This window comes from Pararhizobium sp., from assembly GCF_035497515.1.
GTDB lineage: Bacteria > Pseudomonadota > Alphaproteobacteria > Rhizobiales > Rhizobiaceae > Pararhizobium.
Genome location: NZ_DATJDJ010000183.1, coordinates 35,382 through 61,468 on the forward strand (window position 1 = coordinate 35,382; position 26,087 = coordinate 61,468).

The 26,087-nt window shown below is 62.6% G+C and carries 26 protein-coding genes; 21 read left to right on the forward strand and 5 right to left on the reverse strand.

Annotation, left to right across the window (positions count from 1 at the left end; all coding sequences use genetic code 11):
• Positions 1-60: 60 nt before the first annotated feature.
• From VL202_RS19675 to VL202_RS19730, 12 genes are all read left to right on the forward strand, one after another.
• Complete coding sequence (locus VL202_RS19675) at positions 61-1,248, forward strand: cysteine desulfurase family protein (protein ID WP_325465768.1); 1,188 nt, start codon at positions 61-63, stop codon at positions 1,246-1,248.
• Positions 1,249-1,729: 481 nt separating this feature from the next.
• The gene (gene trbB / locus VL202_RS19680) at positions 1,730-2,731 is read left to right on the forward strand and encodes a P-type conjugative transfer ATPase TrbB (protein ID WP_325465769.1); all 1,002 of its coding nucleotides are present in this window, start codon (positions 1,730-1,732) and stop codon (positions 2,729-2,731) included.
• Positions 2,732-2,772: 41 nt separating this feature from the next.
• Positions 2,773-3,060 carry a TrbC/VirB2 family protein gene (locus tag VL202_RS19685; RefSeq protein ID WP_414692907.1) on the forward strand — a complete coding sequence of 96 codons (288 nt, stop codon included), beginning with the start codon at positions 2,773-2,775 and terminating at the stop codon, positions 3,058-3,060.
• Positions 3,060-3,335 carry a VirB3 family type IV secretion system protein gene (locus VL202_RS19690; protein WP_325465771.1) on the forward strand — a complete coding sequence of 92 codons (276 nt, stop codon included), beginning with the start codon at positions 3,060-3,062 and terminating at the stop codon, positions 3,333-3,335. Before VL202_RS19685 ends, VL202_RS19690 begins: the two co-directional genes overlap by 1 nt.
• Before the next feature lie 5 nt (positions 3,336-3,340).
• Positions 3,341-5,797, forward strand: coding sequence for a conjugal transfer protein TrbE (trbE, locus tag VL202_RS19695; protein WP_325465772.1), 2,457 nt, complete (start codon positions 3,341-3,343; stop codon positions 5,795-5,797).
• 5 nt (positions 5,798-5,802) lie between these two features.
• Complete coding sequence (gene trbJ / locus VL202_RS19700) at positions 5,803-6,567, forward strand: P-type conjugative transfer protein TrbJ (protein WP_325465773.1); 765 nt, start codon at positions 5,803-5,805, stop codon at positions 6,565-6,567.
• A 4-nt stretch (positions 6,568-6,571) separates the two neighbouring features.
• Complete coding sequence (gene trbK-alt, locus VL202_RS19705; protein WP_325465774.1) at positions 6,572-6,898, forward strand: putative entry exclusion protein TrbK-alt; 327 nt, start codon at positions 6,572-6,574, stop codon at positions 6,896-6,898.
• Between the two features lies 1 nt (position 6,899).
• Entirely contained in the window at positions 6,900-8,219 is a 1,320-nt protein-coding gene (gene trbL / locus VL202_RS19710) for a P-type conjugative transfer protein TrbL (RefSeq protein WP_325465775.1), read from the forward strand.
• Positions 8,220-8,224: 5 nt separating this feature from the next.
• Entirely contained in the window at positions 8,225-8,908 is a 684-nt protein-coding gene (gene trbF / locus VL202_RS19715) for a conjugal transfer protein TrbF (protein WP_325465776.1), read from the forward strand.
• Entirely contained in the window at positions 8,905-9,939 is a 1,035-nt protein-coding gene (gene trbG / locus VL202_RS19720; RefSeq protein WP_325465777.1) for a P-type conjugative transfer protein TrbG, read from the forward strand. Before trbF ends, trbG begins: the two co-directional genes overlap by 4 nt.
• Positions 9,936-11,135, forward strand: a complete 1,200-nt coding sequence (locus VL202_RS19725) for a TrbI/VirB10 family protein (protein WP_325465778.1) — start codon at positions 9,936-9,938, stop codon at positions 11,133-11,135. The genes trbG and VL202_RS19725 overlap by 4 nt, the downstream gene beginning before the upstream one ends.
• Entirely contained in the window at positions 11,132-11,359 is a 228-nt protein-coding gene (locus VL202_RS19730) for a DUF2274 domain-containing protein (protein ID WP_325465779.1), read from the forward strand. Before VL202_RS19725 ends, VL202_RS19730 begins: the two co-directional genes overlap by 4 nt.
• Here VL202_RS19730 and VL202_RS19735 read toward each other — a convergent pair.
• Complete coding sequence (locus tag VL202_RS19735) at positions 11,347-12,288, reverse strand: LysR substrate-binding domain-containing protein (protein ID WP_325465780.1); 942 nt, start codon at positions 12,286-12,288, stop codon at positions 11,347-11,349. The two genes, VL202_RS19730 and VL202_RS19735, sit on opposite strands and share 13 nt — an antisense overlap.
• A 194-nt stretch (positions 12,289-12,482) precedes the next feature.
• Here VL202_RS19735 and VL202_RS19740 point away from each other — a divergent pair, with 194 nt between their 5' ends.
• From VL202_RS19740 to VL202_RS19780, 9 genes are all read left to right on the forward strand, one after another.
• Positions 12,483-13,085 carry a TetR/AcrR family transcriptional regulator gene (locus VL202_RS19740; protein ID WP_325465781.1) on the forward strand — a complete coding sequence of 201 codons (603 nt, stop codon included), beginning with the start codon at positions 12,483-12,485 and terminating at the stop codon, positions 13,083-13,085.
• Positions 13,082-14,233 (forward strand): efflux RND transporter periplasmic adaptor subunit, encoded by a 1,152-nt coding sequence (locus VL202_RS19745; RefSeq protein ID WP_325465782.1) that lies wholly within the window; start codon positions 13,082-13,084, stop codon positions 14,231-14,233. Before VL202_RS19740 ends, VL202_RS19745 begins: the two co-directional genes overlap by 4 nt.
• Positions 14,230-15,435 (forward strand): ABC transporter permease, encoded by a 1,206-nt coding sequence (locus tag VL202_RS19750; RefSeq protein ID WP_325465783.1) that lies wholly within the window; start codon positions 14,230-14,232, stop codon positions 15,433-15,435. The genes VL202_RS19745 and VL202_RS19750 overlap by 4 nt, the downstream gene beginning before the upstream one ends.
• Position 15,436: 1 nt before the next feature.
• Entirely contained in the window at positions 15,437-16,147 is a 711-nt protein-coding gene (locus VL202_RS19755; RefSeq protein ID WP_325465784.1) for an ABC transporter ATP-binding protein, read from the forward strand.
• 49 nt (positions 16,148-16,196) lie between these two features.
• Positions 16,197-17,606 carry an MBL fold metallo-hydrolase gene (locus VL202_RS19760; RefSeq protein WP_325465785.1) on the forward strand — a complete coding sequence of 470 codons (1,410 nt, stop codon included), beginning with the start codon at positions 16,197-16,199 and terminating at the stop codon, positions 17,604-17,606.
• A complete protein-coding gene (locus VL202_RS19765; protein ID WP_325465786.1) occupies positions 17,606-18,433 on the forward strand; it encodes a TIGR00730 family Rossman fold protein in 828 nt (275 codons plus the stop codon). Before VL202_RS19760 ends, VL202_RS19765 begins: the two co-directional genes overlap by 1 nt.
• A gap of 25 nt (positions 18,434-18,458) precedes the next feature.
• Entirely contained in the window at positions 18,459-19,979 is a 1,521-nt protein-coding gene (locus tag VL202_RS19770) for an efflux transporter outer membrane subunit (RefSeq protein ID WP_325465787.1), read from the forward strand.
• A 67-nt stretch (positions 19,980-20,046) separates the two neighbouring features.
• On the forward strand, positions 20,047-21,237 hold the full coding sequence (locus VL202_RS19775; protein WP_325465788.1) for a phospholipase A: 1,191 nt from the start codon (positions 20,047-20,049) through the stop codon (positions 21,235-21,237).
• A 237-nt stretch (positions 21,238-21,474) separates the two neighbouring features.
• Positions 21,475-21,750 carry a cupin domain-containing protein gene (locus tag VL202_RS19780; RefSeq protein ID WP_325465795.1) on the forward strand — a complete coding sequence of 92 codons (276 nt, stop codon included), beginning with the start codon at positions 21,475-21,477 and terminating at the stop codon, positions 21,748-21,750.
• Positions 21,751-21,890: 140 nt separating this feature from the next.
• On the opposite strand, the gene VL202_RS19785 is transcribed toward VL202_RS19780, so the two are convergent.
• From VL202_RS19785 to VL202_RS19800, 4 genes are all read right to left on the reverse strand, one after another.
• On the reverse strand, positions 21,891-23,630 hold the full coding sequence (locus tag VL202_RS19785) for a competence protein CoiA family protein (protein WP_325465789.1): 1,740 nt from the start codon (positions 23,628-23,630) through the stop codon (positions 21,891-21,893).
• A gap of 112 nt (positions 23,631-23,742) precedes the next feature.
• Positions 23,743-24,066, reverse strand: coding sequence for a transcriptional regulator (locus VL202_RS19790; protein ID WP_325465790.1), 324 nt, complete (start codon positions 24,064-24,066; stop codon positions 23,743-23,745).
• Between the two features lie 5 nt (positions 24,067-24,071).
• Positions 24,072-24,410 (reverse strand): type II toxin-antitoxin system RelE/ParE family toxin, encoded by a 339-nt coding sequence (locus VL202_RS19795; protein ID WP_325465791.1) that lies wholly within the window; start codon positions 24,408-24,410, stop codon positions 24,072-24,074.
• A gap of 38 nt (positions 24,411-24,448) precedes the next feature.
• Positions 24,449-25,873: a site-specific integrase gene (locus tag VL202_RS19800; RefSeq protein ID WP_325465792.1), complete on the reverse strand. Its 1,425-nt coding sequence runs from the start codon at positions 25,871-25,873 to the stop codon at positions 24,449-24,451.
• Between the last annotated feature and the right edge of the window lie 214 nt (positions 25,874-26,087).

Sequence of the window (26,087 nt, forward strand, 5' to 3'; positions counted from 1 at the left end):
TGGTTTGTGTGCGGCGCGGCCCTTCGGCATCGCATATAAAAGATAAGGTATTGAAATATCATGAAAGTTGGCGAAACGATCTATCTGGATCATCAGGCGACGGCCCCGGTCGATCCGCGGGTTTTCGCCAAAATGGCGGCTGCGTTCACCAATGGGTTCGGCAATCCGCACGCATCCGAGCATGTCATCGGCTGGCGCGCTGCCGAGGCGATCGCAGCTGCGGCACGGCAAGTGGCCTCGCTCGTCGGCGCGGATCCGGACGAAGTGATCTTCACCTCCGGCGCGACGGAAGCCAACAATCTCGCGCTCCTCGGCCTTGCCGACCACGCTGAACGCAGCGGCCGTCGGCGGGTTTTGCTGAGCGCCATCGAGCATAAAAGCGTCCTCGGGGCGGGGCGGGTTCTGGCGCAGCGGCATGGCCTGGAGGTCGCCGTCATCGAGGTCGATCGGCAAGGCCGTGTCGATGAGGCTGCGCTCGCGGCGCAACTGGACGGAAACGTCCTGCTCGTCTCGGTCATGGCCGTGAATAACGAGATCGGCACGATACAAGCCGTCGATCGGATCGGCGCGTTGGCACGCGCGGCTGGCGCCTTGGTTCATTGCGATGCAGCACAAGCGCCGTGCGCGATCGACATCGGCGACCTGGCGCAGCACGCAGATCTGATTTCGCTTTCCTCGCACAAGATATATGGGCCGAGTGGCATCGGCGCGCTCGTCGTCCGCAGAGACGTTCAACCGTGTCTCACCCCGCTCATTCATGGCGGCGGTCAGCAAAATGGCCTGAGATCGGGAACGCTCCCGCTTCCGCTGTGCGTCGGGTTCGGCGCTGCCGCCGAACTCCTGTCCGGCGCTTCTGCGCGCGAGGAAAGGGATCGGGTTCGCGCCTGTCGCGACTTGTTCGTCGAGACGCTGCTCGCCGAGGGGTGCGAGGCCGTGTCGAACGGCCCCGACACCGGCTTTCGCCATCCTGGCAATGCCAATCTGCTGTTGCGCTGCGTCGCAGCGGCCGACCTTCTGGCGGCGTTGCAACCGACGCTCGCCGCATCGTCCGGATCGGCCTGTACCTCGGGAATCCCGGAGCCGTCGCATGTGCTCCGGGCGATCGGTCTCACAGGCGAGGAAGCCGACTGCTCGATCCGTTTCAGCTTCGGCCGCTCGACCACCGCCGATGAAGCTGAGCAGGCTGCGCGGACCGTTAGTGCCGCCGTGGAGCGGCTTTCAAGCGGACCGTCGCGCGCCACGCTGTAGAGAGCAGCCATCTCGGCTAGAGTTATGGGATGACCGTCGCCCAGTTGTTCTTATAGAACGTCCTAGCGATTTCCCGCGATGGGCGAGGCGAGTCAGGTTGGTGACCTTTCTTTCTGGTCATTTATGCGGCTTCGCTGAATGATCGGCTTTGGCGGCCATCTGCAGATAGGGTGTATGATTCGCGAAAAGCCGCCTTATCCAGCACTTCACCGAAACCTGCCGGGTCGCATTCGACCCGATCCAGGCCATTCGCAAAGGCTGAACCTACGCCCGCTTCCGACGGATCGATCCGAGGCAGGCAACGTCAGCTCTGTCGGCGGCTCCAGACAATCTCGCCCATGCCCACTAGCCGTTCGCTTCTGCATCTTCGCCACGCTACGCCGACCATAACAAGCTGTTGCTTTCCAGCATTATGATGCCTCTTTGATCCGCCTCGCGAGCGCAGCCGGTGGTCGGCCCGCTCGACGACACGAGGCATTTCATGAGCGTCATCCGGATCCAGGCCCAGAACCCGGCATCGTCGCGCAGCGCGCGCATGCTGCGCACGGCTTTGGGGCCGCAGATCGCGGCCTGGCTTGAAGAGCCTTCAGTCATCGAGGTAATGCTCAATCCAGACGGGCGGCTGTGGGTGGACCGGCTGGGAGCCGGGATCGCCGATACGGGAAGCGGGATGTCCGCTGCCGATGGCGAGCGGATTATCAGGTTGGTCGCGCACCATGTCGGGGCCGAGGTTCACGCCCGATCGCCACGCGTGTCCGCCGAACTTCCCGATACGGGTGAGCGGTTCGAGGGGCTGTTGCCTCCGGTCGTGGCAGCGCCGAGCTTCGCGATCCGCAAGCCGGCCGTCGCGGTATTCACGCTCGCCGACTACGTCGCGGCGGGGATCATGACCCAGTGGCAGGCCGAAACGCTGGTCGCCGCGGTTGCTGCGAAGAAGAACATCCTGGTCGCCGGCGGCACATCGACCGGCAAGACCACGCTCACCAACGCGCTGCTCGCCGAGGTAGCCAAGACCGACGACCGCGTGGTGCTGATCGAGGATACGCGCGAGCTGCAATGCGCCGCGCCCAACCTCGTGTCGCTGCGCACCAAGGACGGGGTGGCGACGCTGTCGGACCTGGTGCGCTCGGCTCTGCGGCTTCGGCCCGACCGTATCCCGATCGGCGAGGTGCGCGGCGCCGAAGCACTCGACCTGCTCAAAGCCTGGGGCACCGGCCATCCGGGCGGGGTCGGCACGATCCATGCCGGATCGGCGCTGGGCACGCTGCGGCGGCTTGAACAGCTGATCCAGGAAAACGTGGTCACCGTCCCGCGCGCACTCGTCGCCGAGACCATCGATGTCATCGCCGTCCTGGTCCGCGACGGGACCGGGCGGCGGCTTGCTGAACTCGCTCAGGTCACCGGGCTCGATGAGCGCGGCGACTACCAGATCCTTCCCTTAACCCCTCCGCTCAACCCTCAACCCAATGGAGATTGTTCGTGATCCAGACCCTATCGCGTGCCCGTACCCGCCTTTCGACCGCACTGGTGGGCGGCTTCGTCGCCCTGTCGCTCGCAACGCCCGCCCATGCCGCCGGTTCGTCGATGCCGTGGGAAGCGCCGCTCCAGTCGATCCTGGAATCGATCCAGGGACCGGTCGCCAAGATCGTCGCGGTAATGATCATCATCGCCACCGGCCTGGCGCTCGCCTTCGGCGATACCTCGGGCGGAGCGCGGCGCATGATCCAGATCGTCTTCGGCCTGTCGATCGCCTTCGCCGCTTCGTCCTTCTTCCTGTCGTTCTTCTCGTTCGGCGGCGGGGCACTGGTCTGATGGATGCCGTGCCACCCGAAACGGTGCCGGGCTACGTGGTCCCGCTCCACCGCGCGCTCACCGAGCATATTCTGCTCGGCGGGGCGCCGCGCGGTCTGGCGATCGCCAATGCGACGCTCGCCGCCGCGATCGGGCTCGGCCTGCGCCTCTGGATCGCCGGCGTCGTGATCTTCGCGCTCGGCCATGCGGTCTCGGTCTGGGCGGCGCGGCGCGATCCCCAGTTCGTCGATGTCGCGCGGCGGCATCTGCGCTTTCCCACCTATCTGAGGGTCTGAGGCTCATGCTCTCGCTTCGCGAATACCGGAACAAGGCCGACCGTCTCGCCGACTTCTTGCCCTGGGCGGCGCTCATCGCGCCGGGCGTGGTGCTCAACAAGGACGGCAGCTTCCAGCGCTCAGCCCGGTTCCGCGGCCCTGATCTCGACAGCGCCACGCCTGCCGAACTGATTGCCACCACCGCTCGATTGAACAGCGCGCTGCGCCGCCTCGGCTCGGGCTGTGCGATCTTTGTCGAGGCGGTGCGCCGTCCCGCGCAGGACTATCCGAAAAGCCGGTTCCCCGATGCGGCATCGGCGCTGGTCGAACAGGAGCGCGCGGCGCAGTTTGCCGAGGAAGGCGCGCATTTCGAGAGTGGCTACTTCCTGACCCTGCTTTGGATGCCGCCCGCCGAAGACGCTGCGCGCGCCGAAAGCTGGCTCTACGAGGGCAAGGCCGAGAAAGGCGTCAACGCGCGCGAGCTGCTCGATGGCTTCATCGATCGCACCGACCGGCTGCTGCGGCTGATCGAAGGGTTCGTGCCCGAAATCGCCTGGCTCGATGATGGCGAGACGCTGACCTACCTCCATAGCTGCGTTTCGACCCAGCGCCACCGGGTGCGCGTGCCCGAAGTGCCGATGCACCTCGACGCGCTGCTCGCCGACGAGCCGCTCACTGGCGGGCTCGAACCCAAGCTCGGCCGCGCCCATCTGCGCACGCTGACCGTGGTCGGGTTTCCGAACAGCACCTTCCCGGGCCTGCTCGACGAACTCAACCGGCTCGCATTCGCCTATCGCTGGTCGACCCGCGCGGTAATGCTCGACAAAACCGATGCGACCAAGCTGACCGCCAAGATCCGGCGGCAGTGGTTCGCCAAGCGCAAATCGATCGCTGCGATCCTCAAGGAAGTGATGACCAACGAGGCCTCGACGCTGCTCGACAGCGATGCCTCGAACAAGGCCGCCGATGCCGATGCGGCGCTGCAGGAGCTTGGCGCTGACCATGTCGGTCAGGCCTATGTCACCGCCACCGTCACCGTGTGGGACGAGGACGTTAGCCTCGTCGCGGAGAAGGCGCGGCTGGTCGAGAAAGTCATCCAGGGCCGCGACTTTACCGTGATCGTCGAAGGCATGAACGGGGTCGAAGCCTGGCTCGGTTCGCTGCCGGGACACGTTTACGCCAACGTCCGCCAGCCGCCGATTTCCACGCTCAACCTTGCCCACATGATCCCGCTTTCGGCGGTGTGGGCCGGGCCGGAACGGGACGATCACATCAATGCCGCCCCATTGTTCTATGCGCGGACTGAAGGCTCGACCCCATTCCGGTTTTCGCTTCACGTCGGCGACGTGGGCCACACGCTGATCGTCGGGCCGACCGGTGCGGGCAAATCGGTACTGCTCGCGCTGATGGCGCTGCAGTTCCGGCGCTACGACCGCGCCCAGGTCTTCGCCTTCGACTTCGGCGGTTCGATCCGCGCTGCCGCGCTCGCCTGTGGCGGCGACTGGCAGGATCTCGGCACCAGTCTGGCCGACGATGGCGCGGGTGCGGTACTGTTGCAGCCCTTGGCCCGGATCGATGAACCGGCGGAACGCAACTGGGCGGCCGAATGGCTCCGGGCGATCCTTGCCAGCGAAGGCGTCACGGTCGATCCGGTCACCAAGGAGCATCTCTGGTCAGCGCTGACCTCGCTCAGCACGGCGCCGGTTGGCGAGCGCACGCTGACCGGGCTCGCGGTGCTGCTCCAGAGCCAGGCGCTGAAGCAGGCGCTCGCGCCCTACTGCATCGGCGGTCCGTTCGGTCGGCTGCTCGATGCAGAGGCCGAGCATTTGGGCGAGACCAGCTTTCAGGCGTTCGAAACCGAAGGGCTGACCGGCTCGGCCGCCGCACCGGCTGTGCTCTCCTACCTCTTCCACCGCATCGAGGGACGGCTCGACGGATCGCCGACGATGATCATCATCGACGAGGGCTGGCTGGTGCTCGACAGCCCGGCCTTCGCCGCGCAACTGCGCGAGTGGCTCAAGACGCTGCGCAAGAAGAATGCGAGCGTGGTGTTCGCCACCCAGAGCCTCGCCGACATCGAAACTTCGGCAATCGCGCCTGCCATCATCGAGAGCTGCCCGACCCGCATCTTCTTGCCCAACGAGCGTGCGGTCGAGCCGCAGATCCTCTCGATCTACCGCCGCTTCGGCCTCAACGACCGGCAGATCGAGATCGTCGCGCGAGCCACCCCCAAGCGAGACTATTACTGCCAGTCTGCGCGCGGCAACCGGCTGTTCGAACTGGGCCTGGGTGAGGTCGCGCTCGCCTTCACTGCCACTTCGTCGAAGACCGACCAACTAGCGATTGCCCAACTGACCGAAGTGCGCGGCTCCATCGGTTTTGCCGCCGCCTGGCTGCGGCATCGCGGTCTCGCATGGGCCGCCGACATGCTCCCGTCCCCGCAAGCCATCCCCCCCGCCCAAATGGGCCAACCCAAGGAGTAGTCGTGATGAAAACCCCCCGTTTGCGAGACCTGCTCGCTGCCGGCGCAGCGGTCCTGTCGGTGACGGCGACCGCGCTGGCGCCCGCACCCGCCTTCGCCCAGTTCGGCTTCGGGGGCATCGTCTACGATCCCTCGAACTACGCGCAGAACGTGCTCACCGCTGCCCGCACGCTCGAGCAGATCAACAACCAGATCCGCCAGTTGCAGAACCAAGCGACCTCGCTGATCAACGAGGCGCGCAATCTGGCCAGCCTGCCGACCAGCGTACTCGAGCCACTCCAGCAGCAGATCCGCCAGACCCAGCAACTGCTCGCCCAGGCGCAGCGCATTTCGTTCGATGTCCAGACGATCGAGCGCGAGTTTGCCCGCCAGTATTCGGGCCAGAACCTGACCGGCAGTCAGCGCGAGATGGTGCAAGGCGCAGAAGGACGCTGGCGCAACAGCGTCGCTGCTTTCGAAGATGCGCTGAAGGTCCAGGCCAGCGCGGTCGGCAACATCGAAGGCTCGCGCACCGCGATCGACAGCCTGGTTACTGCAAGCCAGTCGGCGACCGGCGCCCTGCAGGCAGCCCAGGCCGGGAACCAGCTGCTCGCGCTGCAATCGCAGCAGCTCTCCGACCTCATCGCCACGGTCGCCTCGATGGGCCGCGCGCAGTCGCTCGAGGCCGCCAACTCGGCCGCAGCCAAGGCTCAGGCCCGCGAACAACTGCGCCGGTTCCTCGCACCGGGACGCGGCTACGTCCCTGCGAACGCACAGATGTTCCGGAACTGAGGCGATGGACACCAAGCTCTTCGCGCGGATCGGAGCCGGGGCGTTCGTGGCCGTGGCTTTGACCATGACCGTGCTCGAACTGCGCGAGGAGCCTAGGGTGCCGCCGCCCGAGATCGTCACCGTGTTCGAACCAGACGGCGATCCGCTGCCTGCGCAGCTCAAGGTCTGCGCAGCAATGGGCGAGCTGGCGCTGTCCGCGCCTGATTGCCGTGCGGCTTGGGCGGAAAAGCGACGGCGATTCCTCGGAGTCGAGGGCAAGGCCAATGAACCACCTGCCGATGCTGATGCACTTCTTCCGGCCAGCGATGCTCCAGAAATGAAGGGCCAGTAACATGGGTGGCACCGGCGTCGTCGATCGCTTCCTCGACATCTTCTCGCGCTACATCGATTCCGGCTTCGGCCTGCTCTCGGGCGAGGTCGCGTTTATCGCGACCACGCTGATCGTGATCGACGTGACCCTTGCGGCATTGTTCTGGTCCTGGGGCGAGGCCGACGACATCCTCGCGCGCCTGGTCAAGAAGACGCTGTTCGTCGGCGTCTTCGCCTACATCATCGGCAACTGGAACAATCTCGCACGGATCATCTTCGAGAGCTTTGCCGGGCTCGGCCTCAAGGCCAGCGGCACCGGTTTCACCACTGCCGAGCTGCTCCAGCCAGGCCGGGTCGCGCAGGTAGGCATGGATGCGGCGCAGCCGCTCATCAATGCGATCTCGGACCTGATGGGCTTCGTCAGCTTCTTCGAAAATTTCCTCCAGATCGTGATCCTGCTGGTCGCCTGGGCGATCGTGATCATCGCGTTTTTCATCCTCTCGATCCAGCTGTTCATCACCCTGATCGAGTTCAAGCTGACCACGCTGTGCGGGTTCGTACTCATCCCGTTCGGCCTGTTCGGCAAGACAGCGTTCATGGCCGAACGCGTGCTCGGCAATGTCGTTTCATCGGGCATCAAAGTACTGGTGCTCGCAGTGATCGTCGGCATCGGCTCGACCATTTTCACCGAGTTCACCAGCGCGATCAGTGCCGAACCGACTATCGAGGATGCGCTGTCGATCATGCTCGCGAGCCTGTCGCTGCTCGGGCTCGGGATCTTCGGCCCCGGCATCGCCAACGGAATCGTATCGGGTGGACCGCAACTTGGCGCGGGCGCTGCTGCCGGCACCGCACTGCTCGCAGGTGGCGCGGCCGCAGGCGCGGTCGCCGGTGCGCGCATGGCGGGCGGTGCGGTCGCCAGTGCCGCTTCCAATGTCGCCCACGGCACGTCGCGCGCGGCGGGCAGTGCGACTATGGCCTATGCATTGGGTTCGGCAGGCAAGTCAGGCGCTGCTGCAGTCGGCTCGGGCATGGCCGCGGTCGGCGATGCCGCGGTCGGTGCAACTACTTCGCCGCTGCGCAGGGCCGGCGACTCGATGAAGCAGTCGTTCCGCGAGGGCGGCCGGGCTGCGATCACCAACACCGGCGGCACGATCACACCCGGGCCGAATACACCATCATCGCCACCATCACCCGCAGCAGATCAGGGCCAACCCGCCTGGGCCAAGGCGATGAAGGACCGCCAGACGATCGCTCACGGCGCCACCATCGCAGCCCACACGCTGAAGTCCGGCGACAGCCATGGCGGCGGCGCTTCCATCGACACTTCCGAAAAGGACTGACCCACATGCTCCGACGTCCCTCGATCCGCTACGGCAAGACCCCCGAGCCCGAAACGCCTTACCAGCGCGCAGCGCAGGTCTGGGACGACCGCATCGGCTCAGCCCGTGTCCAGGCGCGTAGTTGGCGACTCGCCTTCTTCGGCGCGCTGGGGCTCTCAACCTGCCTCACCGCCGGGATCATCTGGCAGGGTGCGCGCGGGTCGATCGTTCCCTGGGTGGTCCAGGTCGACAAGCTCGGTGAGGCGCAGGCGGTATCTCCCGCCGATGCCGGCTATTCGCCGAGCGATCCGCAGATCGCATTCCACCTCGCGCGGTTCATCGAGCAGGTCCGCGCTGTGCCCGACGATCCTATCATCGTCCGGCAGAACTGGCTGCGCGCCTATGAGTTCGCCACCGACAAGGGCGCGCTGGCGCTCAACGACTATGCCCGGACCAACGATCCATTCGCGCTGATCGGACGTGAGCAGGTCGGAGTCGATGTCACCAGCGTGATCCGCGCCTCGCCGACCAGCTTCCGTGTTGCCTGGGTCGAGCGGCGCTACCGCGACGGCAGCCTTGCCGAGACGAGCCGCTGGACCGCGATCCTGACGATCGTCGTCCAGACTCCTCGCACCCCCGATGCATTGCGCAAGAACCCGCTCGGCATTTTCGTCAACGCCATCAACTGGTCGAAGGAGCTCGGATCATGATCAGAACACCAACGCGCGTGCGGCGCGCTGCCACTCTCGCGATGCTCGTCGGCAGCATCTCCATGACTTCAGTTACGTGGGCCCAAGAACCGGCAAAGCACCAGCCCACTTCGCCTGCGTCCCCGGGCGGGATGGCGCAGGCGACCGTTTCACGCACCGATGTGGTCGCCATCCCGGTGCCGTTGCCGCTTCCCGGCCAGCTGCAAGACCTTCCGCGGCGCCTCCCTCCCCACGCCGCGGGCCGCTCCCATCTGCAGCGGAGTCGCCCCACTCTGCAGGACCGGGTGGGAGCGGCAATGGAGGCCGCGCGGATCCAGCCCGAACGAACCGGGTTCGTCAATGCGATCCAGGTGTTTCCCTATACCGAAGGCGCGCTCTACCAGATCTACGCCAAGCCTGGGCAGGTGACCGACATCGCGCTGCAGGACGGCGAACAACTGGTCGGCACCGGCCCCGTCGCCGCCGGCGATACCGTGCGCTGGATGATCGGCGATACGATAAGCGGGATCGGTGCATCAGCACGGGTGCATATCCTGGTCAAGCCGATCCGCCCGGACATCGCGACCAATCTCGTCATCAACACTGACCGGCGCACTTATCACCTCGAACTGCGCGCTAATCCGTCGGTCTACATGGCCTCGGTCTCCTGGACCTATCCGCAGGACCAACTGATCGCATTGCGCCAAGCCCGTGCCGAGGCCGAACGCGCTGCGCCGGTCGCGGCGGGGCTCGACCTCTCGACGCTCAACTTCCGTTACGCAATCGAGGGGGACCGGCCCGACTGGCGACCGCTGCGCGCGTTCGATGATGGGGTGCAGGTGTTCATCGAGTTCCCCGAGAGTGTCGCGCAAGGCGAACTGCCGCCACTGTTCGTGATCGGCGCCAAGGGCGAGGCTGAACTCGTCAACTACCGCGTCGCGGGCCGCTACATGATCGTCGACCGGCTGTTCGCAGCTGCCGAGCTGCGGCTTGGCGGACGCAAGGGCCAGGACAAGGTGCGGATCGTCTCGCAGCGTCGGGGGCGGGCATGACTGCGGCCGAACCTGCCCCGCGCGAGGAAGCGCTTTCCGACCCTGCCAGCGCGGTCAAGTTGCGCGGTGATCCGCCGCGCGTGATGCGGCTGTCTCGCAAGGCCATCGGCATTGCTTCGGGCTGCGGCTTCGCGCTGGTCGGTGGCGCACTGATTTATGCGCTCCAGCCTCAGGGGCGCAACGGCGCCGAAGAACTCTACAATACCGAAGGCGTCACCGTGGCCGACAACCTCGCCGGTGCGCCTAAGGACTATGGCCAGGTGCCCAAGCTCGGCCCGCCGCTTCCCGGCGATCTCGGCAGGCCGATCCTTGATGCACAGCGACGCGGCGATGTGGCCGCACTTCCGCCGGTGGGTGCCCCGCAACCGCTCCCGCCCAATCCCGCCGCCAATGCAGCCGAAGCTGCTCGCCAGCGCACCGAGCAGGAACGCGAGTCCGCGCGTGGGAGCCGGTTGTTCTTCGGCGGTGCTGCGCCGGGCGGAGGCGCTGACCTTGCCGGGATACCAGCGATCGCTGAAGCTCCGGAATCGGCTGCCCCGCCTTCAGGGCCGAATACCGAGGCTGACCGGCGGCAAGCGTTCCTCGAACGCGCCAGCGACCGACGCACCGTATCGGGCGAGCGGCTGTCTGGCTTGGCTTCGCCCAACGTGGTGCAGGCGGGGTCAGTGATCCCGGCGGCGCTCATCACCGGCATCCGTTCGGACCTGCCGGGACTGGTCACCGCACAGGTGACCCAGAATGTCTATGACAGCCCGACTGGGCGTATCCTGCTCATCCCGCAGGGCTCGCGGCTGATCGGCGACTATGATGCCGACGTGGCATTCGGACAGAGCCGGGTGCTGCTCGCCTGGAACCGCCTGATCCTCCCCGACGGCCGCTCGATCGTGCTCGAACGCCAGCCCGCCGCCGACCCACGCGGCTTCGCCGGCTTGCAGGATGGCACCGATTATCATTGGGGCGGCGTGCTCAAGGCGGCGTTGGTCTCGACATTGCTCGGGGTGGGCTCCGAGGTAGGTTCGGGCGGCGATGGCGATCTCGCTCGCGCGATCCAACGCGGCACCCAAGACAGCGTCAACCGCGCCGGCGAGCAGATCGTCAGCCGTGAACTCAATGTCCGGCCGACGCTGACCATACGTCCAGGTTTCCCTGTGCGGGTGCTGGTAACGCGCGATCTTGTGCTCGGAGGCGACCGATGACTCGGTTGAAGCTCTCCGACCTTGCCGATGAGAAGCCGGTGCGTCTTACTATCGAAGTCTCGACGCGACTGCACCGTGAGCTTCTCTCCTATGGAGCGGCGCTCAACGGAGGTGATTCAAAAGGTGCGCCTCCGCCCGAACGGCTGATCCCGCCGATGATCGAGCGGTTTATCGCAACCGATCGTAGCTACGCCAAAGGGCGCCGAAAAGCTTACCCTGGATAGCGTTCCTCGATCAGTTTGAAGAACCGTTTGAGTGCGGGGTTGTCGTTGTCCTCACGCCAGTAGAGCGCATAGTCGAGGCGGGCAGGGCCGTTACCATCGTAAATCTCGCGAAAGCGGAGATCCTGCCACGGCACGCCCTGTGAAGCTTCAGAGGCAACTGAGATGAACCGCTTGGCGGCGATCATGCTCAGCACACTTTCCTGGCTGGTGTCCTGGTAAATCACTGCAGGGCGGAAGCCTTGCTCGGTCAGCCGCGCGGATAGGAGGTTGCCGAGAATCGGGCCGATGCCGTTGCTGGAGACCACAAAGACTTCACGCCGCAGATCCTGCCAGTAGATCTTATCCTTCAATGCGAGTTCGCTGTCTTCGAGCAGCGCCACGAACAGGCGTTCTGACCAGAGCGGTTTTGAATGAAGGCCCTCCTCACTCAGCCCGATCGGGGCGACACCCACATCCATGGTCTGAGATTGAAGGCCGTGGATGATCTTTTCTGGGCTGCCTTCGATTCCATCAAATTGAACCTCAGGAAAGCGACCGAGATAGTCGGAGAAGGCCAGCCTGAGGTTACCAGACATTAGCGAGGAGCAATAGCCGACTGCCAATCGGCCCTGGAGCCCATAGCTGACATTGCGTGCAGTGGTCAGCAGGTTCTCGACATCGGTGACGATACGGCGCGCCTGCTCGATGAATACCTTGCCGTTTTCCGTTACCTCGGCGCCGCGCGTTGTCCGCTCGAACAGCTTGATACCAAGCCGGATTTCAAGGTCCTTCACCTTCCGGCTCAGAGTTGACTGCTTCATGTTCAACCTTGCTGCCGCCCGAGCGAAGCTCAGGCTGTCGGCGGTAAGAACCGCATATTGGAGCTGGCGAACTTCTATCAAGCCTAAGTGAACCCTGTTGCAAACATGCCCTGGACTGCAGCGAATCATAGTTATAAGTTACTATCTTATCCTGCATCGCCGGGCTCTCTTGTGCAAGCCCACCAGGAGAAGGTGAGGGAAAAGTCAATCAATATAGAACTTTATTAGGAGCCATTGGCGCACCTGTGCGCCAGAAGAGGGGTTGACGACAGATATCTGCCGGACTAAAGATAGTAATCAATTACCATCTTTGGCCGCAAGCGATGCAACCGAAACATTTGCCAGCAGACGAGAGGCGTGCGGTAACCGTTGAGGCCGTCCTAGAGTTGGCGGCGCACCAGAACCCCAGCGACATTACGACCACGGCAATCGCCAGGCACATGGGTGTTACCCAAGGAGCGCTCTTTCGCCATTTTCCGAGCAAGGAAGCCATTCTTGAATCCGTTATGGATTGGGTTGCGGATCGTTTGCTGGCTCGAATTGACAAGGCTGCGCACGGCGCATCGACCCCCCTCTTGGCGCTCGAGGCGATGTTCATGGCGCACGTTGCATTCTTTGTAGAGCACCCCGGAGTTCCCCGAATGCTATTTGGGGAGTTGCAAAGAGCTGAAATGACCGCGCCTAAGCGCATGGCTCAGAAGATGCTGCATCGGTACCGGGAACGGCTTGTTGCCTTGATCGAGGACGGCAAGTTGAAAGGCCAAGTGTCGTCAAACATCGATACGGCAGCAGTTGGTACACTCTTCATTGGGATGATCCAGGGGCTTGTCATGCAATCGCTCCTTGCTGGCGAGGTTCAGCTTATTCGCAAGGAGGCTCCCGGAGTTTTTTCGTTGTTCCAGCTCGCAATTGAGGCCCGCACATGAATATCACCGGGATGCAGCGCAGAAAGCTTGCGCTCGGCACCGTTGTCGTCGTTCTTGCCCTGCTGCTGGGCTACGTGGCGCTCAGGTCCGGTCCCTTGGCGCCGGTGGCGGTGACCCAGGCCAAGGTGGAATCGCGCGTGCTGCGGCCCGCCCTGTTCGGCATGGGCACGATTGATGCGGAACACGTCTACAAGGTAGGCCCGACCTTTGCCGGGCGGGTGAAGCGGTTGACCGTCCAGGTCGGAGATCTTGTCACGGCAGGGCAGGTGATCGGCGAAATGGACCCGATCGATCTTGACGACAAGCTCAACGCCCAGGCCGCCGCGATCGGCGGTGCCGAAGCTTCATTGCGCGAGGCCAGCGCCCGGCAGGCCCATGCGGCGAACGAGGCGCGGCGCTATGAAGGCCTGCTCGCCGCCCAGGCGACCAGCGAGGAAGTCCTCGCCGCCAAGCGGCAGGAACTGGCCTCCGCACAGGCCGCAGCGGCCAATGCCCGGTCTAATCTGGCGCGGATGCATTCGGACTTTTCCGGCCTGCGCTCGCAGCGCGGCAGCCTGCGCCTGATCGCGCCCGCATCCGGCATCGTGACGCTGCGCCAGGTCGAGCCGGGGGCCTCGGTCGCGGGCGGCCAGGCGGTGGTCGAGATCGTCGACCCGGCCAGCATCTGGATCAATGTCCGGTTTGATCAGGTCTCGTCCGCGGGACTGATGCCCGGCCTGCCTGCGCGCATCGAACTGCGTTCGCGCGAGGGGCAGATGCTGCGCGGCAAGGTGCTGCGCATCGAACCCAAGGCAGACCCCGTTACCGAAGAGACGCTTGGCAAGGTGCTGTTCGATACCCTACCCCAACCGTTGCCCCCGCTTGGCGAATATGCCGAAGTCACGCTCGATCTAGCGCCGCTTGGCAAGGGGCCGGTAATCCCCAATGCCGCCGTGCGCCGTCAGGGCAACACCATCGGCGTGTGGAAGCTGGAGGATGGCGACCGGGTCTTCGTGCCGGTGGTCCTGGGCAAGGCCGACCTCGACGGCAATGTCCAGGTCCTGAAAGGCCTGCGCGAGGGCGACGCGATCATCGTCTACAGCGAGGTTGAGCTTACCGCGAACAGCCGCATCAAGATCGTCGATCGCATCCCGGGGGTTACGCCGTGATCAGCCTGGCCGGGCGCGACATCCTCCACAGTTGGGGGAAGTTCGTCTTCACCGGGGTCGGCCTGGGCCTGCTTATCGGCGTGACGCTGGTCATGGCCGGGGTCTACCGGGGTATGGTCGACGATGGCAAAGCCCTGCTCGACAACAGCGGAGCCGATCTCTGGGTCGTCCAGAAGGACACGCTGGGGCCCTATGCGGAATCGTCGAGCATCAACGACGACCTCTATCGCACGGTCCTTGCCATGCCCGGTGTCGCCCAGGCGGCGAACGTCACCTACCTGACGATGCAGGTGCGAAAAGGGGATGACGACGTTCGCGCGATGGTCGTCGGGATCATACCGGGGGCGGCATGGGGTTCGCCGGGATGGCCCCCCTATCTGGTCGCGGGCCGACAGATCACGCGCGGGCATTACGAGGCGGTGGCCGACATCGCCTCGGGCTTCCGGCTGGACGAGGAGATTACCATCCGCCGCAACCGCTACCGGATCGTCGGGCTGACCCGCCGGATGGTTTCCTCAAGCGGCGATCCGATGGTGTTCATTCCGCTGAAGGACGCACAGGAAGCCCAGTTCCTCAAGGATAACGACGCGATCTGGCAGAATCGGCGGCGGACCGAGGCCAATCCCGCTTTCAACCGGCCCGGCACGCCCGACGTGGTGGAGGCCGTGAACGCCTCGCAGGCCAGCAGCACCTCGGTCAACGCCGTGCTGGTGCGGCTGGCCAGCGGCTCCGATCCCGAGACAGTCGCGGAATCGATCCGTCGGTGGAAACGGCTCACCGTCCACACCCGCGCGGAGATGGAAGGCATCCTCGTCGGCAAGCTGATCGCCACTTCGTCGAAACAGATCGCGATGTTCCTGGTGATCCTGTCGATCGTCAGCGCGGCCATCGTGGCCTTCATCATCTACACCCTGACGATGGACAAGATCCGCGAAATTGCGGTGCTGAAGCTGATCGGGACCCGCAACATGACCATTGCGACGATGATCCTCCAGCAGGCGCTGGCGCTTGGCGTGATCGGCTTTGCCGTCGGCAAGATCACGGCGACCTTCGCCGCGCCCTATTTCCCCAAATACGTCCTGCTGGTGCCGCAGGACGCGGTTCTTGGATTTGTCGCGGTCATGATCATTTGCGCGCTTGCCAGCCTGGTTGCCATCCGCATGGCGCTGAAGGTTGACCCGGCCGAAGCGGTCGGAGGCTGACATGGCATCCAGTGGCATCCGCATCGAAGGATTGCTAAAACGCTACGGCCAGGGCGACACGGCGGTCGATGCGCTCAAGCACGTCGACATGGAGGTCGCCCCCGGCGAAGTGGTCGGCCTGATCGGCCCGTCGGGATCGGGCAAGAGCACGCTGCTCAAATGCCTGGGGGCCGTGATCGACCCCACCGCGGGACGCATGACCCTGGGCGGAGAGGTGATCTACGACGATGGCTGGAAGGTCTCCGATCTACGGGCGTTGCGCCGCGACAAGATCGGCTTCGTTTTCCAAGCGCCCTACCTGATCCCGTTCCTCGATGTCGTCGACAATGTCGCCCTGCTGCCCATGCTGGCTGGGCTTTCCAACGCCGACGCTCGCAGCCGGGCGCTCGAACTGCTGACTGCGCTCGATGTCCAGCACCGCGCGATGGCGATGCCCTCGCAACTGTCGGGCGGGGAGCAGCAACGCGTCGCGATCGCGCGCGGACTGGTCAACCGCCCGCCCGTGATCCTCGCCGACGAACCCACCGCCCCGCTCGATTCCGAGCGAGCCATGGCCGTGATCCGAATCCTGAACGAGATGGCTGCGAAGTATCAGACGGCGATCATCGTCGTCACCCATGACGAGAAGATCATCCCGACCTTCAAGCGAATCTACCACATTCGCGATGGGGTAACGACCGAAGAGGCCGGGGAAGGACGACCCATCTCATGAAACGCGGAACTCTGGCTGTCGGGACGGGACAAGACAGGAGCACAGGACCATGCTGAACGTCACATTTCTTGGAGCGGCGCGGGAAGTCACGGGCTCCTGCTTTCTGGTTGAAGGGCCGAATGCGCGGTTCCTTGTTGATTGCGGAATGGTTCAAGGCGGGCGCGATGCAGCGGAGCGCAACCGCCGCGACTTCCCGTTCGATCCGTCGTCGATCGACTTCGTGCTCCTCACCCATGCACATATCGACCATAGCGGGCTTCTCCCGAAACTGGCGCGCGACGGCTTCACCGGGCCGATCTACACCACCGAGGCGACCGCCGACCTCCTGAAGGTGATGCTGCTGGACAGCGCCCGCATCCACGAGGGCGATGCAGAGCGATCCAGGCGATTCCGGCGCGGTGCTGACAAGGATATTCTGCGCGATCCGCTTTACACCCAGCGAGATGCCCGCACCTCGCTGGAACTGGTCCGAGCCTTTCCCTACGATACCCCGCTAACGCCGGCGAAGGGTGTTTCGGTCAATTTCCGGGATGCCGGCCACATACTCGGCTCGGCAATCATCGAGATCGTCATCAACATGAACGGGGTCACCCGCAAGCTGGTGTTCAGTGGCGACCTGGGGCAACCCGGCCGCCCGATCGTCCGCGAGCCGACCCCGATCGAGGACGCGGACTACGTCTTCATGGAATCGACCTATGGAAACCGCGTCCATGCCAATTTCGGCGACACGCGCGAGCGGCTGATCGAAATCCTCGAAAAAACCCTGCGGACCGGAAACCTGATCATTCCCGCCTTCGCGGTCGGCAGGACGCAGGAAATCATCTATTACATCCACCAGATGGCCTGCGAGGGTTTGGTCGATCACCTCAAGATATTCGTCGACTCGCCGATGGCGACTGCCGTGACGAAGATCTCGCGGTCGCATCTTGAACTGTTCGATGAACAGGCCAGGCAACTTGCCGAATGGCACGCCGGGAACGCATATCCGCCATACCTGCGGTTTACCGAAAGCGTCGAGGAATCGAAGGCACTCAACCAGATCCAGTCGGGCGCGATCATCATTTCGGCCAGCGGGATGTGCGAGGCCGGGCGGATCCGGCACCATCTTCTGCACAACCTTCCGCGCCGCAACTGCGCGGTGCTGATCGCAGGATTCCAGGCAGAGGGCACCCTTGGCCGCAAACTGGTCGAAGGCGCAACCTGGGCCCGCCTGTTCGGCGAAGACGTGCCGGTCCGCGCGCAGATCCACGTCCTTGACGGGCTTTCCGCCCATGCCGACCGGAACGCGCTGCTTGCCTGGGCACGGCATTTCCGCAAGCCACCGCACAAGGCGTTCGTTGTCCACGGCGAAGCAAATGCAGCGCTGGACTTTACCAGCGCGCTCCATGACGAACTGGGCTGGAAGGCCGTGGCACCACTTGCCGGATCGCAATTCCAGCTCGCACCCGGAGGTGAATGATGGACCATCCCCATCATCCCCAGGATGAAGCGGCGCGATGTGCCGCCGTGCTGCACAGTCCTGCCTACCGGCTTGCCTACGAAGACCCCGACTTTCTCGAAGATCCGGACATGCGCCCCGTGCGGCTGCAGATGGAGTTGTTGAAACCGGAAAGATCTCTCGAACGACATGGAATCGCTTCCACGGTGGTCGTCTTTGGCAGTGCCCGCATTCCGTCACCGGAACAGGCAGCGTCGAGCGTCCTGCAATCGACTGGCGGGGCTGATAACGCGGCACTATTGGCCCATTATTATGAAGAAGCTCGTGATTTTGCACGCAAAGTTTCGATGCGCTTCCAGCAAGAAGGAAGGTGCGATTTCGTAGTGGTAACGGGCGGCGGCCCCGGCATCATGGAGGCAGCCAACAGGGGGGCATCGGACGTCGGGATGAGATCAATCGGTCTCAACATAACACTACCGCATGAGCAATACCCGAACCCATATATAACACCGGATCTAGCCTTCCGTTTCAGATACTTCGCCATACGCAAGATGCACTTTATGCTTCGCGCACGCGGGTTGGTCGTTTTCCCTGGAGGATTCGGTACATTCGATGAGCTTTTCGAGGTTTTGACACTTGTTCAAACAGGAAAGATGGAACGAATTCCAATCGTTCTTTTTGGTACTGAGTTTTGGTCGAAGGCAATAAACTTCGATTTTCTTTCCAGTTGCGGTTTTATAAAAAACGATGACCTTTCACTTTTCGTGTTTGCCGATAGTTCTGAAGAAATTATTTCACATCTCGAGGGGTTTTACGGCGGAACCCCGCCCCAGGCCAAGAAGCGATGAAAGCGCCTCAGGTAGGACTTCCGTTATGTCTACTCATGAAAATATGAAGGAATGGAAGGCCGCACCTGCGGCCCGGCGCGTCGTGGCTTTGCGCCTAATCGGAGGACTTGCATTGACCTCCTTGCTGGCTGGATGCGCAACTGGGCCTGATTTTGCGCGGCCGTCTCCGCCAACGGCCGAAGGTTATTCGCCCCATGCAAGTAACGATGTCGTCACTGCCGCCCCTTCAGCGGTTGATGATACCCAGCGCGTTGTTCCAGGACTGCAGGTGGAAGGTGATTGGTGGCGCGAGTTCCGATCGCCGCGTCTGGACGCCTTCATTGCAGATGCCCTTGTGCAGAGCCCCACACTTGCCGCAGCTGAAGCAACGCTGCGCCAGGCCCAAGAGTATCAGCGCGCACGCTCCGGGTCGACTCAATTGCCACAAGCTGAGCTTGGAACAACGGCTCAGCGTCAGAGATTCAATCCGGGGGCCCTGGGCCAGGAGTCGGCCCCTCGTGAATTCAACCTTTACAATACCGGCGTCACGGTTCGTTATAATCTCGACCTGGCTGGAGGCAATCGTCGCGCCATTGAGGCCCTCGGGGCGCGCGCAGACACCAGGAAATTCGAATTACAGGCAGCCCGATTGACGCTTGCTGGCAATATCACGACGGCGGCCATTGCAAGAGCACGTATCGCAGCGCAGATCGAAACCACGGCGCTGCTGCTCGGCAACCTTGAGGAGCAACGTGACATCGCTCGTGAACGGGTCCGCTTGGGCAATGCTGCGCCGGATGAGTTATTGGCCCTGGAAACACAAACGGAGCAGCTAAGGGCAGAGCTTCCTGTGCTCGCGAAGCAGTTAGCCGAAACAGAGCATCTGCTGGCCACGCTGGCCGGCCGCGCCCCCGGACAAGGCGGCATTCCTGGTTTCGAGCTTTCCGAATTCACCTTGCCGCAGGACCTGCCGTTGATCGTACCGTCGGAACTGGTTCGGCAAAGGCCCGACATCCTGGCAGCAGAAGCCACGGTCCATGCAGCAAATGCAGATTACGGGGTCGCAGTCGCCCAAATGTATCCGCAATTGAATTTGAGTGCGACGTTGGGCAGTCAATCGCTGACAACGGATGCTCTTTTTGGTGGTCCATCAATCGTTTGGAGCCTTATCGGGCAGATTACGCAGCCACTTTTCAACCCCGGCCTAAGCCATGAGAAGCGAGCTGCTCTTGCTGCGTTTGATGCGGCTACTGCCAACTACAAGGTTGTCGTATTGAATGGTCTGCGGAACGTGGCTGACGTCCTCGTGGCAGTCAATACCAATGCAAGCACCCTCGCGGCACAGGTAAGGGCCGCTGCCGCTGCGCAGCAGTCGCTAGAAACAATGGAGCGACGTTACAGACTGGGGGCGGCAAGTCATATTCAGGTTTTAATCGCCGCGCACCAAGCGCAACGGGCTAATCTGGCCGTGATCGCGACACGGTCTGAGCGTTTGGCAAATAGCTCTGCGTTCTTTGTGGCAATGGGCGGCGGAGGCGGACCAACATCATCTGAGCAATCGAGATGAACTGGATATGCACCTCATAAGGTATCTCCGGGGACGCCCCTTGACTTGTGTCATACGGGTAATAGTGTTGTCGCTTTTACCGGCGACAACTGCCTATGCAGCTTCGCCTGTCGAGATTCTCATCAGCGAAGTTCGAGAAGAAGGCCAGGAAGGGGCCATTCTCGTCGCTGTGAGCATCCTCAACAGTAGCGACCACTTGGAGACTTTAACACTTCCGAACCGGATTGAAGCGCAAATTGCTCAATCCCGGGCAGCCAGCACCGTGTGGCTGGAGCGTTCCGCAAATACGCCGGAAGAAATTGGCATCCCAGGCGCTGGCTTTTACCGAGCGATCTACATCCTGCGTTCTCCATCCGGCTTGGACATCGGCGGTGCCGCGATTTCGATCCCGTCTTGGAGGACGCGACAAGTTGTGATCGAGCCTGGAAATGTGCCTCAATCGGTGCCGATCCAAGGCGAACCAATTAACCAGGGTTCGCCACCGGAGCCTGAGCAGAATGCGATTGTGCGGTCCCAAGCCAACCGGACGTCAGGCAATGCCTTCCTCACAAATCTCTCGGCGTATGAGCCGGTCTATATCGTTTATGGCCCCGGAACGGATTCCGAGGCACAGATTCAGTTTAGCTTCAAGTATCAGTTATTCGGAACAAGGAATGCCGACAGAGCGCAACAATCTTGGCGCGACGGTCTGCATTTCGCCTATACACAGCGTATGTATTGGGACCTTGGCGCGCAGTCCTCACCCTTTCGAAATATAGATTTCCAGCCGGAACTTTTCTACCTCGCGCCCACTAGGTCGCTGTCGAACAGCATCACGCTTTCAGGCCAGGTTGGAGTGCGCCATGAGTCGAACGGACGCGCCGGTGAGGATTCACGCAGCCTCAACACGCTGTACGTCGCACCCATGGCCACACTACCACTTGGGAACCACTATCACCTGTCCGTTGCACCGCGAGTGGCAGTGTACGTCGGAGACCTGTCGGACAATCCAGATATCCGGCATTATCGAGGTAATCTGTCTCTCGTTATGGAAATCGGAAAGGACGATGGACTTCGCCTCTCCACGAGTACCCGGTTCAATTTTTCGAGCGGCAGGGGTGCATTCAACGCGGAATTCTCTTATCCTTTGCAGCGGGTTTTTGGTGGCGGACCGAATTTCTACCTCTTCGGTCAGAGTTTTCTTGGCTATGGTGAGAACCTGCTCGACTATGATCGCCGTTCAACACGATTCCGATTCGGAATTGCAATTGTTCGTTGAAGTGCCAAGCGAGAATATCAGTGCTCAAAGGTAATTGTAGCCCAACAGCATAACCGGGTGACATTCGCGTGCGTATCAAGATAAATAACGGTCGATTTTCATGACGGGAGCAGGCAGGATGAAGGGTTTCGTCGACAACATCGAAGCACTGACGGAAGAAAACAACGATTTCCGTCGCGTGCTGTACACCGGGCATAACCTGCAGCTTGTCCTCATGCGATTGAGCCGGGTGACGAAATCGGCGAGGAAGTCCACGACGACCGGGACCAGTTCTTCCGCATCGAAGGCGGCGAAGGCGAAATCTGGATCGATGGTGTATGCAACAAGGTCGAGGCGGACGATGGAATCATCGTGCCCCAGGACGCGCGCCACAATGTGATCAGCACGGGCAAAGAGCCGCTGCGCCTCTATACCATCTATGGCCCGCCCGAACATCTGGACGGCACCGTTCACAAGACCTGCGCTGATTCAGCTGCCGACTATGAGCATTTTGACGGCCGGACGACCGAGTAGGACTTGTGGCGATCAAGGCACTCCCGGCTTCTTGCTGAAGGGGGCTGCCTGCTGGACTGCGGGAGGCAAGTCTCCCGACCCGGCCACAGGGATGCCGGGGTAGTTGAGCACGGCGTTTTCCGCTCGCGGCAGCGACTTGATCAACGTCGCGATTTCTTGAGAAGGGCAAGAATGTCCTTCAATGCCGCCGGACTGTCGCACTTCCCTTTCCAGCTTCTCAGGAACAGGTCTGCCCACTGGCGATCACGGGTCGAAGCGAATACGGCATCCGCCAATTGCTTGTGCAGACCAGCCAGAACTTCGGCTGCAGCCAATCGGGCCTCGCGGGCAGTAATCGCACGCCGCAACTCCGAACGAGCCGCAGCGAGGTTCTGATCACTCTTGCTCGCCCAGTCGCGAAAGCTTGCACCGGCCGCTACGGTAAATCCATTGAGCCACGCCTGCGCTTCCTCGGCAAGGCCTTCCTCGGCCAACTCGCAGATGATGCGCCGACGTTCGGCAGCGGCTTCCGTCAGCTTGCGGGCAGCCTCAGCCTCTCGACCCTGTTTTTCGGCAAGACGCTGATCATAAAGCGGTTGAAGTCGTAGCCCGCAGAAGTCATCAACGAGGCAGTTTTCATAGCGGGCCTCGGCCATCCTGAGCAGCCGATCGACACGCTCGATCAGGAGGCGATAGGCATCGCCCCCTTCTGCCGCGAGCGCCGCTGGCGATCGGCCCCCGGCATTGAATTTGTTCAGCCAGCGATCGGTCACGTCGTCAGTGTTGGGAGCATTGGCTGCCTGGAGGATGCGGGCCAGCTTCTGTCGCAATTCCTGGCGGCGATAGATGTGGCCATGCACTTCCGGTTCGACGCAGAAGGCCTCTTCGTCCCTGTCCCAGTAAAGCAGGCCGGGCTCGCCGGAGAGATGAGCAAGGTAGTAATGGACGGCGTGATCCGGATTGCCAAACGAGGTCGCCGAGTAACCCGCGGCTTCCAGCGTCTTTGGACGATATGCGCTAAGGTCTGATCTCATCATGGCCTGCGGGAGGCGGTTGGCCAATGCCTGATGATCCGGCCAGTCCCCCCTGACCTTCAGGCGCGATCCCGGCGTAAATTGCTTGGAAGGTCGGATGATATAAGTGTCGAGCACCGCGGCCTGCCAGACCGGCAGGCCGACTCCGAACCAATGTGCACACTCGACCGGCACCCCGATGAAATCGAGAAAACCGGCGTCTTGGACTGACCGGAGCGCCACTGCATGAGCAGCCTGGTCGTAGGGGAGCCGCACCTTCTTCTCGATGTGATATCGAAGGCGGCGTCCGCGCTCCTTGCTCTGCTCTTCCACGCGCTCATCAAGCTGGCTTTGCCGGGCGGCCCGCTCCGGGTGGTGTACCCATGCGCGAGCGGCGCCATGCAGGATTGCCGCGTCCAGTTCATCGGCATTGATCTGGATTGAGCGGATGGAGTTCAGGTCGACCTCGATCATCGGCAGAGGGGTGGCAGCCACCTTGGCCTGCTTTTCCTCGTCGACTGCATGGGAAACCTTGAATTCAATGGCGAAGGCCTGACCCGCGACCATGACGGTCGCATCGGGACGGAAAGAAAATTGATCTGCCTCGACCGCCACAGCGTCGAGCTTGAACCGTCCCCCTTCAATGACGACTTCTTGCAAGCCCGCCTGACTCAGAACGAGGGGAGTGAACGTGAATTCGCGCACCTGCGCCAAGAGCGCCTTGGCATAGAGGTGCAGAGCGGTTTCGCCGGTACATTTGCTGTCTGGGCGATGCGCAAAATGGGTGCGTGCCCGGCGCGATTGCCGGAGGAGCAGCGCTTCTTTGCACTCCAGGCAATGAAAGGGACCAAATGTGCGGTCCGGCACCCGGTCGATGTGGCGGGTCACACCGTCACCGCACCGGGCGGCGGGTACTTTCAGTCCGGACCTGTCGCTCCGGGCACGAAAGGTCGATGGGCAAGGAGGGCGAGGCTCGGACGTAGGATTTCAGTCCTTTGATCTATGCAGCTTCAACCGCATGGGCCTCAAAAGCGACGCCAAGGCGTTTGCGCATCGCGCCAAAAATGGCCGCAAGATTATCCATGCTCGGATTGCCGTTTTCCGAGAGCATCCGGTGCAGGCTCTTGCTGGGATGCTTGGTTTCAGCGGCAAGGCCCTCGAAGCCGACCGAGGCATTCACCAAGTCGCGCAGGATGAGGCGTGCGACATGAGTCTCACCATTGAGGAAAGCGGTCGCGGCTTCGTCGAGCATGGCCTTGGCGAATGCGGGATCGCGCGCGGCGCGTTCCTTTACCGTCTCCTTGAAATCGCGTGTCAGAGCCACGTTGCCTAGTTCCTTGCCTTCTTCGCCTTGGCCTTCCGGCCCTTGTACTCGTCAAGCAGCGCACTTGCCTGCCTGATATCCGACTGCTGCCGTTTCTTGGTTCCTCCAACAAACAGGATGACAAGCTGATCGCCGTCCTGGGTCAGATAGAGCCGGTATCCCGGACCCCAATCGATCCGGTATTCTCCAAGCCCGCCGCCGATCCATTTGACGTTCGACAGGTTGCCCAGTTCCATCCGGACGATGGCAGTCGCCACCTTGGCTGCGGCCTGGACATCGAGATCATCGAACCAGCCCCGAAACGGGCAGGTGCCATCGTCGCGGACATACTCCTCAACAATCACATTGCACCGCCATTAGTAACATATTCGTTACCATCTGTCTAGGCTGCATTGGATGCGTCTTGCGGAGCGCTGTGCTGCTCGACGAGGGCGATCACGGCTTCGCGGAGCTTTCTGCCGCTGGTGTCGTCCTTGCCGAACCGGGCCTTCAGTGCCTGAAGCAGCTTCTGGTCTTCCAACGTCAACGGCCCGGTTTGCGCGGCACTGGGTAATAAAGCAGCAGCGATCTTCTTGCTGACGCGATTGGCGGCCTTGCGTGACGGCTCGTGCTGGATGTGGGCATAGATCGCGGTCGAGCGAGGATTGGAGTGGCCGAGGATCGCACCGGTGAGCGCGATCGCTTCCCCCGTCGAAATCGCGGTCGATCCGATTGTGTGGCGCAAGGTGTGCGGGGTAACGCCGGGCAATGCCGCCTTCCGGATGGCCCGTGCCCAAGGGGTCTTCGTTCCCTGAAAATGACCTTCGCCGCTATCGGCAGGAAAGACGAACTCGCAATGGTTGTCCCGCTCGATCTGTTGGAGCAGGGTCAGGGCCGCTGTCCCCAGGGGACGCACCGACTGCCCGGTTTTACTGTCCTCCAGCACGAGCAGGCCGTTGTCGAAGTCGATCTCGTCCCATTTGAGCCCGGCGATCTCGTTGCGACGGCAGCCGGTCAGCGCCCAGAGCCTGGCGATGTTGATCGCCTTGATGTTGGTGCCTTCGCTTTCGAGCTGGTCGAGTGCGCTGCCAAGCCGTCCGACCTCTTCGAGTGTGAGGAAGCGGGTCTTCTGGCCATCGGTCTTGCGCACGGCGGCGTTCTCGACCGGATTGCGTTCGACGATCTCGCTGCGCTTGGCGAAGCTGAACACTGCCGAGAGGTCGCGCACGACCTTGCGGGAAGCGCCCGGACCACCCTTGACGATGATGCGCTTGCGCGGGCCGATCTTCTCATTCTTCGCGGTCTTGCCGGCCAGCACGTCAGCCGCGAACCGTTCGATATCTCCGCTCGTCACATCCTTCGCGCGGCGATTGCCGAGAAGGGGGACCACGTGATGGCGAAGCCGGGCCAGGGTATAAGCTTTGGTCAGCGGCTTCATAGGCTCGCCGATCCGCTTGCCGCGCTGAACCACGCATCCATGGGTCTCATAGAAGTCGATCAGCGCGGCCATGGTCATCTCGCGCCGACGGGCGGCCAGGTCGCCAGCGGGATCAGCACCGGCGGCCACGCTGCCGAGAATGGCCTTTGCCTTCTTGCGAGCCTCCTCGGGGGTCAGGGTGCCATACCGCCCGACAGTCTGGATCCGCTGCGGTGCGTTTCGTCCGCCACCGTTCACACGGTACTTGGTGACGAAGGTCTTGATCCCGGATGGCTCGATCCTGAGGCCGAAACCTCTGAGGTCGCTGTCCCAGATGTGATAGCGTTTGTCGGTCGGGTGAGCGGCGTCCACCGTTCGCTTGGTCAGGGAAAGTTGGCTTCGGACACCCATGGCAATGCTCGCTCTCAGTATACCACCAGTATACCACCAGTATACCACCGTGAGGGCGGTTCGTGGCGTAGACAAACTTGCGCACGGACCGTGAAAGTGTCAATAAACCAAGGGTTTTGTAGGGCTCTGGCGTAGGATCAGAAAGTCGCTTCAGGGCAATTTGAAATCTTGCCAAGGTTGGGGTCGAGGGTTCGAATCCCTTCGCCCGCTCCAG

What these genes read in the sequence shown, in the direction of transcription:
- VL202_RS19725 (WP_325465778.1), top strand. Translation starts at nt 9,936, where the DNA reads ATGACTGCGGCCGAACCTGCCCCGCGCGAGGAAGCGCTTTCCGACCCT.
- trbL (WP_325465775.1), top strand. Translation starts at nt 6,900, where the DNA reads ATGGGTGGCACCGGCGTCGTCGATCGCTTCCTCGACATCTTCTCGCGC.
- trbG (WP_325465777.1), top strand. Translation starts at nt 8,905, where the DNA reads ATGATCAGAACACCAACGCGCGTGCGGCGCGCTGCCACTCTCGCGATG.
- VL202_RS19770 (WP_325465787.1), top strand. Translation starts at nt 18,459, where the DNA reads ATGTCTACTCATGAAAATATGAAGGAATGGAAGGCCGCACCTGCGGCC.
- VL202_RS19675 (WP_325465768.1), top strand. Translation starts at nt 61, where the DNA reads ATGAAAGTTGGCGAAACGATCTATCTGGATCATCAGGCGACGGCCCCG.
- VL202_RS19735 (WP_325465780.1), bottom strand. Translation starts at nt 12,288, where the DNA reads ATGATTCGCTGCAGTCCAGGGCATGTTTGCAACAGGGTTCACTTAGGC.
- VL202_RS19755 (WP_325465784.1), top strand. Translation starts at nt 15,437, where the DNA reads ATGGCATCCAGTGGCATCCGCATCGAAGGATTGCTAAAACGCTACGGC.
- trbJ (WP_325465773.1), top strand. Translation starts at nt 5,803, where the DNA reads ATGAAAACCCCCCGTTTGCGAGACCTGCTCGCTGCCGGCGCAGCGGTC.
- trbF (WP_325465776.1), top strand. Translation starts at nt 8,225, where the DNA reads ATGCTCCGACGTCCCTCGATCCGCTACGGCAAGACCCCCGAGCCCGAA.
- trbB (WP_325465769.1), top strand. Translation starts at nt 1,730, where the DNA reads ATGAGCGTCATCCGGATCCAGGCCCAGAACCCGGCATCGTCGCGCAGC.
- VL202_RS19730 (WP_325465779.1), top strand. Translation starts at nt 11,132, where the DNA reads ATGACTCGGTTGAAGCTCTCCGACCTTGCCGATGAGAAGCCGGTGCGT.
- VL202_RS19800 (WP_325465792.1), bottom strand. Translation starts at nt 25,873, where the DNA reads ATGGGTGTCCGAAGCCAACTTTCCCTGACCAAGCGAACGGTGGACGCC.
- VL202_RS19760 (WP_325465785.1), top strand. Translation starts at nt 16,197, where the DNA reads ATGCTGAACGTCACATTTCTTGGAGCGGCGCGGGAAGTCACGGGCTCC.
- VL202_RS19690 (WP_325465771.1), top strand. Translation starts at nt 3,060, where the DNA reads ATGGATGCCGTGCCACCCGAAACGGTGCCGGGCTACGTGGTCCCGCTC.
- trbE (WP_325465772.1), top strand. Translation starts at nt 3,341, where the DNA reads ATGCTCTCGCTTCGCGAATACCGGAACAAGGCCGACCGTCTCGCCGAC.
- VL202_RS19765 (WP_325465786.1), top strand. Translation starts at nt 17,606, where the DNA reads ATGGACCATCCCCATCATCCCCAGGATGAAGCGGCGCGATGTGCCGCC.
- VL202_RS19740 (WP_325465781.1), top strand. Translation starts at nt 12,483, where the DNA reads ATGCAACCGAAACATTTGCCAGCAGACGAGAGGCGTGCGGTAACCGTT.
- VL202_RS19745 (WP_325465782.1), top strand. Translation starts at nt 13,082, where the DNA reads ATGAATATCACCGGGATGCAGCGCAGAAAGCTTGCGCTCGGCACCGTT.
- trbK-alt (WP_325465774.1), top strand. Translation starts at nt 6,572, where the DNA reads ATGGACACCAAGCTCTTCGCGCGGATCGGAGCCGGGGCGTTCGTGGCC.